The sequence below is a fragment of the Chitinimonas koreensis genome, from assembly GCF_014353015.1.
In the GTDB taxonomy this organism is placed as follows: domain Bacteria; phylum Pseudomonadota; class Gammaproteobacteria; order Burkholderiales; family Chitinimonadaceae; genus Chitinimonas; species Chitinimonas koreensis.
In genome coordinates, this window is the sequence record NZ_CP060704.1 from 2,101,081 (window position 1) to 2,114,081 (window position 13,001).

General features: G+C 68.4%; 11 protein-coding genes. 5 read left to right on the forward strand and 6 right to left on the reverse strand.

Going from position 1 to position 13,001, the window contains the following annotated elements; translation table 11 throughout:
* Positions 1 to 17 precede the first annotated feature (17 nt).
* Together H9L41_RS09130 and H9L41_RS09135 are read left to right on the forward strand one after the other, a co-directional pair.
* Entirely contained in the window at positions 18 to 920 is a 903-nt protein-coding gene (locus H9L41_RS09130; RefSeq protein WP_028446661.1) for a GGDEF domain-containing protein, read from the forward strand.
* Between the two features lie 7 nt (positions 921 to 927).
* Positions 928 to 1,959 (forward strand): AraC family transcriptional regulator, encoded by a 1,032-nt coding sequence (locus tag H9L41_RS09135; RefSeq protein WP_028446662.1) that lies wholly within the window; start codon positions 928 to 930, stop codon positions 1,957 to 1,959.
* 233 nt (positions 1,960 to 2,192) lie between these two features.
* Here H9L41_RS09135 and H9L41_RS09140 read toward each other — a convergent pair whose 3' ends face one another.
* Positions 2,193 to 2,894, reverse strand: coding sequence for a hypothetical protein (locus H9L41_RS09140; protein WP_028446663.1), 702 nt, complete (start codon positions 2,892 to 2,894; stop codon positions 2,193 to 2,195).
* Between the two features lie 533 nt (positions 2,895 to 3,427).
* Here H9L41_RS09140 and H9L41_RS09145 point away from each other — a divergent pair.
* Positions 3,428 to 4,888 carry a CoA-binding protein gene (locus H9L41_RS09145; RefSeq protein ID WP_187523766.1) on the forward strand — a complete coding sequence of 487 codons (1,461 nt, stop codon included), beginning with the start codon at positions 3,428 to 3,430 and terminating at the stop codon, positions 4,886 to 4,888.
* Between the two features lie 29 nt (positions 4,889 to 4,917).
* Entirely contained in the window at positions 4,918 to 5,376 is a 459-nt protein-coding gene (locus tag H9L41_RS09150) for an acetate--CoA ligase family protein (RefSeq protein ID WP_187523767.1), read from the forward strand.
* 106 nt (positions 5,377 to 5,482) lie between these two features.
* Here the strand turns inward: H9L41_RS09150 and clpB are convergent, their stop codons facing one another.
* From clpB to H9L41_RS09175, 5 genes are all read right to left on the reverse strand, one after another.
* Complete coding sequence (gene clpB / locus H9L41_RS09155) at positions 5,483 to 8,065, reverse strand: ATP-dependent chaperone ClpB (protein ID WP_028446665.1); 2,583 nt, start codon at positions 8,063 to 8,065, stop codon at positions 5,483 to 5,485.
* A 310-nt stretch (positions 8,066 to 8,375) separates the two neighbouring features.
* The gene (locus H9L41_RS09160; protein ID WP_051319100.1) at positions 8,376 to 9,707 is read right to left on the reverse strand and encodes an ATP-binding protein; all 1,332 of its coding nucleotides are present in this window, start codon (positions 9,705 to 9,707) and stop codon (positions 8,376 to 8,378) included.
* Between the two features lie 277 nt (positions 9,708 to 9,984).
* Positions 9,985 to 10,596: a hypothetical protein gene (locus H9L41_RS09165; protein WP_028446667.1), complete on the reverse strand. Its 612-nt coding sequence runs from the start codon at positions 10,594 to 10,596 to the stop codon at positions 9,985 to 9,987.
* The gene (locus H9L41_RS09170; protein WP_028446668.1) at positions 10,593 to 10,961 is read right to left on the reverse strand and encodes a response regulator; all 369 of its coding nucleotides are present in this window, start codon (positions 10,959 to 10,961) and stop codon (positions 10,593 to 10,595) included. The genes H9L41_RS09165 and H9L41_RS09170 overlap by 4 nt, the downstream gene beginning before the upstream one ends.
* A gap of 271 nt (positions 10,962 to 11,232) precedes the next feature.
* Positions 11,233 to 11,994 carry an RNA methyltransferase gene (locus H9L41_RS09175; RefSeq protein WP_051319101.1) on the reverse strand — a complete coding sequence of 254 codons (762 nt, stop codon included), beginning with the start codon at positions 11,992 to 11,994 and terminating at the stop codon, positions 11,233 to 11,235.
* A 175-nt stretch (positions 11,995 to 12,169) separates the two neighbouring features.
* On the opposite strand from H9L41_RS09175, the gene H9L41_RS09180 reads away from it, so the two are divergent.
* Entirely contained in the window at positions 12,170 to 12,949 is a 780-nt protein-coding gene (locus H9L41_RS09180) for an inositol monophosphatase family protein (RefSeq protein WP_028446670.1), read from the forward strand.
* Positions 12,950 to 13,001 lie beyond the last annotated feature (52 nt).

Here is a 13,001-nt window from a genome sequence, read left to right on the forward strand (position 1 = left end):
GCCACCCGACGCCTGCCATGCTCCATCTCTACCGCACTCCGCTGATCCTGTTCGCCGCGCTGGCCGCGGCGCTGTTCCTGCTGTTCCAGGCGCACGGCGCCGTCCGGCCGTTCGGCGACTGGCAGTGGATGGACATCGCCGGCGAGGGCGGCACCGCGCTGATGGCGGCCGTGTGGCTGCTGCAGATCCTCAGCAGCCGGCCGCGCGGCCGCGTCACCACGCTGCTGGCGCTGGGCCTCGCGGGCGTGGCGCTGGGCAGTTGGGCCGATTGCCTCGACGAATTCTTCTCGCTCGGCCACGCGGTGCAGTGGGACAACTGGCTGGAATCGACGCTGTCGCCGCTGGGCATGCTGACGCTGACCGCGGGGCTCTACTTCTGGCGCCAGGAACAGTTCAGCCTGAACGAGCAGCTGCACAAGCGCGAGCGGCTGTTCCGCGAGCACCGCGCCTTCGACCGGCTGACCCAGCTGGCCAATGCCGAATACCTGCGCCGCCAGATCGCGCTCGAGCGCGAACGCCGGCCCGATGCGCCGTGCGCGCTGGTGCTGCTCGACATCGACCGCTTCCATGCCATCAACCGCGAGCATGGCCAGGCCGAGGGCGACCGCCTGCTGCAGGCGCTGGGCCACCTGCTGCTGCTCAATCTGCGCAACGACGACCTGCTGTGCCGCTACGCCGGCGACCGCTTCGCCGTGCTGTTGCCCGAGACCGGCCAGGCCGAGGCCGATCGCATCGCGGCTCACCTGCGTGCGGTGGTCGGCCAGCTGGCCTGGCACACCCGCGCCGAGGGCCGGCGGCTGGCGCTGAGCGCGCGGGTGGCCTGCGCCGTGGCCGATACCGATGCCGAGCGGCTGCTGGCGGCGCTGAACGCCGCGCTCGAGCCGGCGGCCGCGCCGCTGGCGCCGGCCGGGGCCGCCTGAGGCCGCCATGCTGGCCGACTGCTACACCCGCGACAGCGCGCTGCTGCGCACCGGCTACCAGCCGGCGCTGGTGCTCGAATTCGCCCGCGGCCGCGACCTGGCGGCGGCGCCGCTGCTGCGCGGCAGCGGGCTGGACGAGACCGTGTTGCTCGATCCGCTGCGGCGGGTAAGCCCGGGCCAGCTGCTCGAATTGCTGGGCCGCGTCGCCCGCCAGCTCGACGACCGCGACACCGCCTTCGTGCTGGGCCAGCAGTGGCTGCCCGGCCACTACGGCGCGGCCAGCCTGGCGCTGATGCAGGCGACCGACCTGGGCCAGGCGCTGGCCATCCTGGTCGGCCAGCAGGCGCAGCTGTGCCCGCTGCTCGGGCCGCGGCTGCGGCTGGAGGCCGACGAGGCGGTGCTGTACTGGACCGACAGCATCGGCGCCGGCGCCATGCTGCCTTTCCTGGTCGAGCTGCACATGACCGCGGTGACCGCGCTGGGCCGCTGGCTCGGCGGCGAGCGGCTGCCGTGGCGCTACCGTTTCAACCGTACCCGGCCGCGCCACCTGGAGCAGCACCAGGTGCACCTGGGCGGCGAGCTGCGCTTCGATTGCCAGTTCGACGCCATGCTGATCGACCGCGGCTGGCTCGAGCGGCCGTGGCCGCGCGGTAACGCGGCCGGCATGGCGCTGTCGCTGCAGCAAGTGGCGGCGGAGGAGGGCGCCTGGGCCGGCGCGCGCAGCGTGGTGCAGGCGGTCTACGACCAGTTGCTGGCCGACATCCGCCGGCCGCCGACGCTGGAAGGCACCGCGCACGGCTTCGGCGTCAGCCCGGCCACGCTCAAGCGCCACCTGGCGCGCCACGGCACGCATTTCCAGGCGCTGCTGGACCTGGTGCGCACCCACGTCTCGCTGCAGCTGATGCAATACCAGGGCTACGACCAGGCCGCGCTGGCCGACTACCTATGCTTCCACGACGCGCGCAATTTCCGCCGTTCGTTCAAGCGCTGGACCGGGCTGGCGGCCGACCTGCCGGTGTCGGCGGTCGGATCGGGCTGACGGCGGATGCCGTGGGACCGCGCTGATTCGTTAGGCGCGGCTTCCGCCGCGAGTTGCATGGGGCCTCGTCATGGCCGATCGCGAGCCATGCCGTTCCCGCCGGTATCCCGGCCGGACATCCGGGCCGGCTGTGCGCACGCAATGGCGTCGAACGACGAAGCGGCCGCGGGGAGACCCTCCGCAGCCGCTTCGTCACCGCAGCCCCCGGCCCCGATCGGCCGGCGACCGCATCGTCAGTACGTCTGGAAATACAGCCGATAGTCGTTCTGCCCGTACAGCAGCGACACGCTGGTCACGTTGCTGTTGGCCGGCGCCTCGGTCACCGTCAGCACCGGGATCGAGTTGTAGCCGTACTCGTAGTGGTTGGTCTGCCGGTTGTAGGCGAACTGGTAGAAGGTGTCGTTGCTGCCGACCCTGAACGCGTACAGCCGGTAGTCGGTGCCGTCGAACAGCATCGACCAGCGGTGCCAGTCGGTATCGGGCGGCGCGCCGGTCACGTTGAGCGTCGGGATCGAGTTGTAGCCGTACTCGTAGTTGCCGGTCGCCTTGTTGAAGCCGAACTGGTACAGCACGGTCGGCGAACCCAGCCGGCGCAGGTAGAGCCGGTAGGTGCTGGTGCTGCTGTCGTACAGCATCGAGAAGCTGCTGGCATCGGCGTCGGCCGGCGCGCCGGTGATCTTGAGCTCGGGGATCGAGTTGTAGCCGAACTCGTAGGCCGTGGTCCCGTAGTTGAAGGCGGCCTGGTAGATCGTGTCGGCGCTGCTGCCCTTGAAGAAGTACATCCGGTAGTACTCGCCGTCGTTCAGCATGGTCCAGCGCGTCCAGTTGGTGTCGGCCGGCATCTTGTTGATCGGGATGTTCGGGATCGAACCGCCGTACCCGAACTGGTAGCGCGTGCTGTTGGGCACATAGGCGAACTGATTGACTGATGGCATGGTTTTCCTCCTGCGTCGTTGGCTTTACGGGGATGTCCGGCGCCGGGCGCGTTCTCGCCCGCGGTCGCGGGATCGCGGCCCCGCTGGCGATTGCGTCGATGGCAGGCCGGCCGAGGCCGGATCGATCGCACTGGGAATCGCGCCGGACCCTGCCAACTTAGTCTTTATGCATATCCATTGCTTCATTCATCTGGATGAATCAATGACAATGGCATTGAATGTAACCGTCACAGCGTGGCTTTCGGATGAGCGGTCCATGCCCGGGGTCCGGGCGCCCAGCCGGCGATTTCGCGCCTCGAGCGTGCCTTCAGCACGCCTTTGCTTATCTTTCAGCACGACTGTGCAAGATTTCAGGCCGCCTTCAGGCTGCTTTCAGGCCGCCCGCTTAGGATCAGTCCAGCCGCGAAATTCATGAAGCACGGGCGTGGCTGTCACCGGAACGATCCAGGGGACAGGACTGATCCGCGGTAATCGCCCAAGGGCCTCCATCGGGAGCCTTTCCGCTTCGACCGCCATCCGAACGAGGCCACACCATGAACGCAACGACCGCCCATCTCGACGCCCTGCTGCACGCCCGCCATATCGTCTTCGTCGGCGGCGCCGCGCTCGCCAAGTCCATCAGCGCCTGCCGCGAGATCGGCTACGTCGGCCGCATCTCCATCGTCAGCCGGACGCGCGCCGAGATCGGCGGCATCGCCTGCCTGCCCTCGCTCGCCGCGCTCGACGGCGTGCCCGACGCCGCCTTCGTGGCGGTGCGCAATACCGAGACGGTCGAAGTGGTGCGCGAGCTGGCCGCGCTCGGCGTCAAGGCCTGCGTCTGCCACGCGGGCGGCTTCGCCGACGCCGGCGAGGCGGGGCTCGAGGCCGCGTTGCTCGACGCCGCCGGCCCGATGGCCCTGCTCGGGCCCAATAGCTACGGCGTGCTCAACTATCTCGACGGCGTCGCGCTGTGGCCCGATCACCACGGCGGTTCGCCGGTCGAGCACGGCGTGGCGCTGATCTGCCAGGGCACCCGGGTCTGCCTCGGCCAGCCCGTGCTCGACCGCGCCCTGCCGCTGGCCTACGTGGTGCAGGTCGGCAACCAGGTCCAGCTCGATGTCGCGCACTGGATGGACGTGCTGCTCGACGATCCGCGCGTCAGCGCGATCGGCCTGTGCTTCGACAGCCTGACGGACGTGGCCGGCTTCAGCCGTGCCGTGCTCAAGGCGCGCGAGAAGAACGTGCCGGTGGTGGTGGTGAAGGCCAGCCGCAGCGACGGCATGGGCCAGTTCGGCGCCGATCGCATCTACGACGCGCTGTTCGAGCGCTACGGCATCGTGCGCGCCGCCAGCCAGCTCGAGCTGCTGGAAATCCTCAAGTTCCTCGCCCTGTCGGGCCCGCTTACCGGCCGCCGGCTCGGCGTGGTCGGCTGCACGGGCGCCGATGCCACGCTGGCGGCCGATTTCGCCGCCGCCAACCGGTTGCTGCTGCCGCAACCCGACATCACCTGCCGCGCGCGGCTGGCTGCCTACCTGGCGCCGGCACGCCTCGCCAATCCGCTCGATTGCAGCCAGGCCGCGCGCGTCGGCCGCCAGGCCCTGGCCGATTGCTTCACCCAGTTCCTGACCGATGGGCTCGATGCCGGCGTGCTGCTGATCGACTACCCGGGCGAGCGGCACGGTACGCGCCAGGCCTGGGACATGGCGATCAATGCCTGGATCGACGCCTATTCGCGCACCACGTTGCCGATGGCCGTCGTTTCCAACTTTCCCGAGAAGATCCCGGCCGCGGTCTGCCATCGGCTGGCCAGCGTCGGCATCACGCCGCTGCGCGATCTCGAGTCGGCGTTGCGCGTGCTCGACGCGGCGGTAAGGGTCAGCGAGGGCTGGGTGGTGACGCCGGCGGCGCCGCTGGCTTATGCGCGGCAGCACGATGACGGGGACGATGGCCCGGCATCTCGCCTGCCGAGACGGACGGCGAGTTACAGACCGAAACCGTGGCCGAGCGTGCCGTAGTCGAGGACGAGCCGGCAGGGTCTCGCCGTGTGCCGGGCCTGATCCGGGTCAACCTGCGCAGTCGCGAGGAAGTCGAACGCGCGGTCGAGATGGTGGGGCAGCGCACCCGCGCCGGCCGCTGCGAAGCATTGCACCTGCTGATCGAACCGATGCTCGAGGGCGCTTCGGTCGAGGTCGTGGTCGGTGTCACCCGCGACCCGGTGTTCGGCCCGGTGCTGACGCTCGGCGCCGGCGGCGCGCTGGTCGACCTGATCGAGGACAGCCAGGTGCTGCTGCTGCCGGCGTCGGCCGAGGAGATCGAGGATGCGCTGCGTTCGCTGCGCTGCTTCGTGCTGCTCGAAGGCCAGCGCGGCAATCCGCCGGCCGAACTGCCCACGCTGGTGGCGGCGATCGCCCAGATCGCCCGACTGGTCGCGGCCGGGCCGAACGGCATCATCCATCCGGTCGTGGCCGAGCCGGTACGGGAGCCGGCGCGCTCGGCGGCCTGATGCCAGCCGGAGAACCAAGCAAAACGCCCGGCGACGACCGGGCGTTTTGCTTGCTGCAACGAACCTGCTTGCGCCGGGGCCGCACCAGCCCGGAGCCCGGCCGGCCTCAGCTCGGCTTGCCGAAATGCAGCTTGCCGTCGCGATAGTCGACCACGATGGTGTCCTTGGCGGCGAACTCGCCGGACAGGATGGCGCGGGCCAGCGGGTTCTCGATTTCGCCCTGGATCGCGCGCTTCAGCGGCCGCGCGCCGTAGACCGGGTCGAAGCCGGCTTCGGCCAGGTGGGACAAGGCCGCGTCGGTGATCTGCATGCCCATCTCCATCGCCGCCAGCCGGCTTTCGAGCCGCTGCAGCTGGATGCGCGCGATGCCCTGGATCTGGCGCTCGCCGAGCGCATGGAACACCACCACTTCGTCGATCCGGTTGATGAACTCGGGCCGGAAATGCGCCTTCACCTCGCCCAGTACCGCCAGCTTGATCACCTGGTAGTCGTCGCTCGCCATCGCCTGGATGTGCTGCGAGCCGAGGTTCGAGGTCATCACGATCACCGTGTTCTTGAAGTCGACCGTGCGGCCCTGGCCATCGGTCAGGCGGCCGTCGTCGAGCACCTGCAGCAGCACGTTGAACACATCCGGATGCGCCTTCTCGACCTCGTCGAGCAGGATCACGCTGTAGGGCTTGCGCCGCACCGCCTCGGTCAGGTAGCCGCCTTCCTCGTAGCCGACGTAGCCGGGCGGTGCGCCGATCAGCCGCGCCACCGAGTGCTTCTCCATGAATTCGCTCATGTCGATGCGGATCAGGTGTTCGTCCGAATCGAACAGGAAATTGGCCAGTGCGCGGGTCAGCTCGGTCTTGCCCACCCCGGTCGGGCCGAGGAACAGGAAGGAGCCGTAAGGCCGGTTCGGATCGCCCAGGCCCGAGCGCGAACGGCGGATCGCGTCGGACACCAGCGTGACCGCCTCGTCCTGGCCGACCACGCGCCGGTGCAGCGCGTCTTCCATCTGGAGCAGCTTGTCGCGTTCGCCCTGCATCATCTTGCTGACCGGGATGCCGGTCGCGCGCGACACCACCTCGGCGATCTCCTCGGCGCCGACCTGGGTGCGCAGCAGCCGGTTCTGGCGCGGCGCGCCTTCGCTGGCCTCGGCGGCATGCAGCTTGGCCTCGAGCTCGGGCAGGCGGCCGTACTGCAGCTCGCTCATCTTCTGCCAGTCGCCCTTGCGGCGGGCATCTTCCATGGCGATCTTGAGCTGGTCGATCTCCTCGCGGATCGCCTGCGAGCCGAGCACCACCGCCTTCTCGGCCTTCCAGATCTCCTCGAGATCCGAATATTCCTTCTCGAGCCGGCCGATCTCCTCCTCGATCAGGCCCAGCCGCTTGATCGAGGCCTCGTCCTTCTCCTTCTTCACCGCCTCGCGCTCGATCTTGAGCTGGATGGTGCGGCGCTCGAGCTTGTCCATCGCCTCGGGCTTGGAATCGATCTCCATCTTGATGCGCGCGGCCGCCTCGTCGATCAGGTCGATCGCCTTGTCGGGCAGGAAACGGTCGGTGATGTAGCGATGGCTCAGCTCGGCCGCGGCGACGATGGCCGGGTCGGTGATCTCGACGCCGTGGTGGATCTCGTAGCGTTCCTGCAGGCCGCGCAGGATGGCGATGGTGTCCTCGACGCTGGGCTCGGCCACCAGCACCTTCTGGAAGCGGCGTTCGAGCGCGGCGTCCTTCTCGATGTACTTGCGGTATTCGTCGAGCGTGGTGGCGCCCAGGCAATGCAGCTCGCCGCGCGCCAGCGCCGGCTTGAGCATGTTGCCGGCGTCGAGCGCGCCTTCGGCCTTGCCGGCGCCGACCAGGGTATGGATCTCGTCGATGAAGACGATGGTGTTGCCTTCGTCGCGGGCCAGCTCGTTCAGCACCGCCTTGAGCCGTTCCTCGAATTCGCCGCGGTACTTGGCGCCGGCCAAGAGGGCGGCGAGGTCGAGCACCAGCAGCTTCTTGTGCCGCAGCGAATCGGGCACCTCGCCGTTGACGATGCGCTGGGCCAGGCCCTCGACGATGGCGGTCTTGCCCACGCCGGGCTCGCCGATCAGCACCGGGTTGTTCTTGGTGCGCCGCTGCAGCACCTGGATCGCGCGGCGGATCTCGTCGTCGCGGCCGATCACCGGGTCGAGCTTGCCCTGGCGCGCACGCTCGGTCAGGTCGAGCGTGTACTTGTTCAGCGCTTCGCGCTTCTGCTCGGCGTCCTGGCTGTCGACCGCCTCGCCGCCGCGCACGGCGTCGACCGCGGCGGCCAGCGCTTCCTTCTTGCCGCCGTATTCCTTCAGCAGGCGGCCGGTCTCGCCCTTGTCCTCGGCCAGCGCCAGCAGGAACAGGTCGGACGAGATGAACTGGTCGCCGCGCTTGGTGGCGGCCTTGTCGGTCAGGTTGAGCAGGTTGGCCAGTTCCTTCGAGACGGTGATCTCGCCGCCGGTGCCCTGCACCTGCGGCAGCCGCCTGATCGCCTGGTCGAGCGCAGTGCGCAGCGGGTTCACGTTGACGCCGGCGCGGGCGAGCAGCGAACCCGCGCCCGATTCGGCGTCGTTGAGCAGCGCCAGCAGCGCGTGCTGCGGCTCGATGTAGGGATTGTCGCCGGCCAGCGCGAGGCTCTGGGCGTCGGCGATCGCCTGCTGGAACTTAGTGGTGAGCTTGTCGAAACGCATGGTGCGTGCTCCGAAGGAAAGAGGTATGACCGCTAGTTGGGGCGGGCGTTGCCTGATTTCAAGCTTGGCGCAAGGCAGGGCGGCGGCGTTTGATCGTGCGCAAGATCAGAAGGGTTTGCGGACCGGCCGCGTGGGACGGCCGATCGCGGCGCAGGCGCGGCCAGGCGTGGCACGCCCGGTGGCAGAGGGGGATGCAGGAGCGGCTTCGGCCGCGAATGGCGCTGGCGGATGCGTCCACCGGTTCGCGGCGGAAGCCGCGCCTACGGGGCGCGTTGCGTGGATCCGGCGGCGCGTCGAACGCCGCGCGCCGCTATGCCGCGGCGGCCGTCTCGTCCTCGGCCGCCTGCCGGATCGGCAGCCAGATGCGGAAGGTGGTGCCCCGGCCTTCCTCGCTCGAGACGTCGATGCGGCCATGGTGCTTCTGGATGATGCTGTAGGTGACCGACAGGCCGAGCCCGGTGCCCTTGCCGACCGGCTTGGTGGTGAAGAACGGCTCGAAGATGCGCTTGAGGTTGGCGGCCGGGATGCCGCTGCCGTCGTCGGCGATCTCGACCCAGGCGTGGGTCTCGTCGCAGCCGGTGCGCACGGTGATGGTGCCCTTGGCCGGGATCGCCTGCGCCGCGTTGACCAGCAGGTTGAGGAAGACCTGGTTCAGCTGCGAGGCGCGGCACTCGACCTGCGGCAGCTGGCCGTACTGCTTGACCACCTCGGCCTTGTAGCGGATCTCGTTGTTGACCACGTTGAGCGTGCTGTCCAGGCATTGGTGCAGGTCGGCGAACTGCCAGTCGGTGGTGTCGATGCGCGAGAAGTCGCGCAGGTCCTGCACGATGCGGCGTACCCGGCTCAGGCCTTCCACGCTCTCGGCGATCAGGGCCGGGATGTCGTCCTTGAGGAAGTGGTAGTCGATCTGCTGCTTGATCGCCTCGATCTGCTGCGCCAGCGGCGCCGGCAGGCTGCCTTCGGCGCCGCAGTAGCCGTCGATCAGGCGGAACAGGTCGTTCACGTAGCGCTCGAGCGAGCCGAAGTTCGAATGCACGAAGCCGATCGGGTTGTTGATCTCGTGCGCCACGCCGGCGGCCAGCTGGCCGATCGCGGCCAGTTTCTCCGACTGCAGCAGCTGGTTGTGCGCCTCTTCGAGCTTGTGGATCAGCTGCTGCTGCTCGGCCTTCTTCTGCTCGAGTTCGGCGATGGTGTCCTTGAGCCGCTGCTGGAAGATCGCGGTATCGGTGTAGTCGAACACCGTCGCGTAGACGTAGTCGACCTCGCCGCCCTCGTTCTTGAGCGGGATGAAGGCGGTGTTCTGGCGCATCTCGCCGACGCCGCCGGTGACCGGCCGGTTGTGCGGGAAGCGGAACAGGAAGGGCCGCTGCTCCCACGAGGTGAAGGCGTAGTTCTTGAGGATGAACACGCTCTCGATCTTGCGTTCGAGCCAGGCGCGCGGCAGCTCGGGGAACAGCTCGAACAGGTTGCGCCCGCACACGTCTTCTTCGCGCCGGCCGCTGTGCACCGCCATGTAGCGGTTCCACAGCGCCACCTTCATCGAGCGGTCGACGGCGAAGATGCCGACCTCGATGGTGTCCACCAGGTTGGCGAACAGGCTCGCCTTGACGTGCTGCTCGTGCTCGCTGTCGTGGTGCTCCATGGTGTCGAGCCTGTTCTAATTGATCGTTGCGGCGGATCGGCGCGCCGTGCAGGCGCCCGGCGAAGCCGGACGCTCGAGATTCGTGTGGGCTCGAGCGTCGGCTCTCCCTTGATTCATTCCTACTCCCCCGCCCTCGCCGCTATCGGGGCCCGATGGCGGTCCCCCGCGAAGTCGAAGACTTCGTGGAGTGGTCCAGATGGGGCCTCGCTTCGCTCGTATGAGCCTTCCGGTCGGCATCGGCTCGCGTTCCATTTGCAGACTGCGGCTATCGCTGCGCTCAAAGCTCGGCGATGAACTTGTCGAGCGCAGTCCGCAGCGCCGCCACGTCTTCCTCGGCGGTCAGCATGATCAGGTGGCAGGAGAAATCGCTCTTCTCCAGCTTGAAGTTCACTTCGACCAGCAGGGCGCTACGCGACTTGATGTCGTCGGAATCGAGCAACTGGCCGGCCAGCACGTCCTCGGCCAGCAGCGAGGGCATCGAGAAGCCGATCATCAGGCCCAGCAGCTCGGCGATCGAATTGAGGCAGGCGCCGATCAGGATGTTGGCGATGTCGAGCATGATCTCCTGCTCGGCGGCGCGGTCGAGCTCGGCGTGGTAGCCCATCACGGTGCCGAGCTCGGTCACGCTGCGGCCCGGGTAGACGATCAGCGCCTCGCCGCGGAATTCGCCCATGAAGGCCTGCCGCACCGCGGTCAGGCGGGCGCCGCCGACCAGCCGTTCGACCACGCTGGCGAATTCGGACGGCGCGGCCGAGGAGATGCGCGGGATCGACAGCACCACGAAGGCGCCGAGCACCTTGGCGATCGACGCGCCGGCCTGGCCCATGCCGATATTGGCGATCTCCTGCAGCGCTTCGCGTTGTTCTTCCGTCAGGATGGCCGTGGTCACAGTTCGATCCCGTATTCTTTGAGCGCCTTGTGGATCTTGGCGGCATCGACCGGCTTGCGCACGAAGGCGATGGCGCCGAGGCTCAGCGCGCGGACCTGGGCTTCTTCCTGCACGTCGGCCGAGACCACGATCACCAGGCAGTTGAGATCCTCGTGGCGCAGCGTGTCCAGCACCTGGAAGCCGTCCATCTCGGGCATGGTCAGGTCGAGGAACATCACGTCCACCCGGCCTTGCCGGTAGGCCTCGAGCGCCTCGATGCCGTTGGAGGCCTGCGTGATGGCGACGTCCCAACTCGGCGGCAGCGCCTTGATCAGCATCTTGCGCGCCATCGGCGAATCGTCGACGACCAGGACAGAGACGGGCATGTTTCCTCCTTCCACGATGGATGGCGACGCGGGCCAGGCGCGGGAGCAGCAGTCGCTTGCGATCGTCGGTCGGGCGCGGGCAGGGTATCGCGGCACGATCCCCGCCGTCGTTCGCCGTCCGACATGGCTCTTAGCTCATATTAGCCACTGGGATCGCTGCGCCAAGCCAAAAAAAGCAGGCTTTCGCCGCAAGGAGGCGGATGCGGATGGGGGCGACGGCGATTCGCCATCCGTTCGGCCTGCCGCCGCATCCTCGGCCGCGCGGGGGAGATCAGCGCCGCTCGGGCGGCAGCGCGGCGTTCAGCACGCCGCGCAGGATGTCGACCTCGAGCTTCTCGAGCTGGATTCGGCCGAACATGCGGCGCAGCCGCGGCATCAGCCGCTTGGGGTTGTCCGGATTGAGGAAGCGAAGTCCGACCAGGGTCGACTCGAGGTGGACGTAGAAGCGTTCGATGTCCTCGTGGGCGGCCAGCTCGGGCCGCTCTTCGAGATGGCCGATGTCGTCGTCGATCGCGCAGCGCAGCTCGTAGGCCAGGATCTGCACCGCCTGCGCCAGGTTGAGCGAGGAGTAGCCGGGATGGGTCGGGATGGTGACCAGCCGGTTGCAGCGGCGCACTTCGTCGTTCGACAGGCCCGACATCTCGGTACCGAACAGCAGCGCCACCTCCTCGCCGGCGGTCGCGCGCTCCAGCAGCAGCGGCGCGATCGCGCGCGGCGTGTGGCGCGGCACCGACAATTCGTGCACGCGCGGGCAGGTCGCCACCGTCTGGGTGCAGCCCTCGAGCGCCGCGTCGAGGCTGTCGACCACCACCGCTGCGGCCAGGATGTCGTCGGCGCGCGAGGCGAGGGCGGTCGCCTCCGGATCGGGGAAGCGCTTGGGGTTGACCAGGTAGAGCCGGGAGAGGCCCATGGTCTTCATCGCGCGCGCCACCGAACCGATATTGCCCGGATGGGAGGTATGCGAGAGCACCACGCGGATGCGGTCCAGCGGCGTGAAATCGCGCGCCGGCGCTGTGAAATCGGGTTTGTCCATCGTTCGAATTCGCGTAAAATCGCGGAAAAATCAACGGCGTCGATCCTATCGACGCCGTTTCGCTTGATCTTTGCTTCCCGCCGCATCGTGCATGTACGCCGCCAGCGCCAGTTGGCCGGCAGGTCTATCCTCCTGCGGCAGGGAGTCCCACTTCGTCGCCCCAAGGACCGATGCCATGCATCCGATGCTCAACACCGCCATCAAGGCCGCCCGCCGCGCCGCTACCGTCATCCAGCGCGCCTCCAACAACCTCGACCTGCTGCGCGTCGAGCGCAAGGATCACAACAGCTTCGTCACCGACGTCGACCGCGCGGCCGAGAAGGCCATCGTCGACACCTTGCTCGAGGCTTATCCGAAGCACGCGATTCTAGCCGAAGAGGGCGGCAGCCAAGGCGACGGCGAGCACGTCTGGATCATCGACCCGCTCGACGGCACCACCAACTACCTGCACGGCTTCCCGCAATACTGCGTCTCGATCGCGCTCGAGCACCGCGGCCAGATCACCCAGGCGGTGGTCTACGATCCGACCCGCAACGACCTGTTCACCGCCAGCCGCGGCGCCGGCGCCTTCCTCAACGACCGCCGCATCCGCGTCTCCAAGACTCGCGAACTGGCCGACGGCCTGATCTGCACCGGCTTCCCCTACAAGGAATTCGGCAAGCTCGACGCCTACCTCGGCATGTTCAAGGACGTGCTGCAGAAGTCGGCCGGCGTGCGCCGCCCCGGCGCCGCGGCGCTCGATCTCGCCTATATCGCCTGCGGCCGCTTCGACGGCTTCTGGGAACTGGGCCTGCAGCCCTGGGACATCGCCGCGGGCAGCCTGCTGGTGCTCGAAGCCGGCGGCCTGATCACCGACCTGGACGGCGAGGCGGGCTTCATGGAAAGCGGCAACGTGGTGGCCGGCACGCCCAAGGTGTTCGGACAACTGCTGCAGACCCTGCAGGCGCACAAGTAAGCGCGACTTCCCGATCGCCCGGCCGGGGTGAAGACGTCCGGCCCGAAAGCAA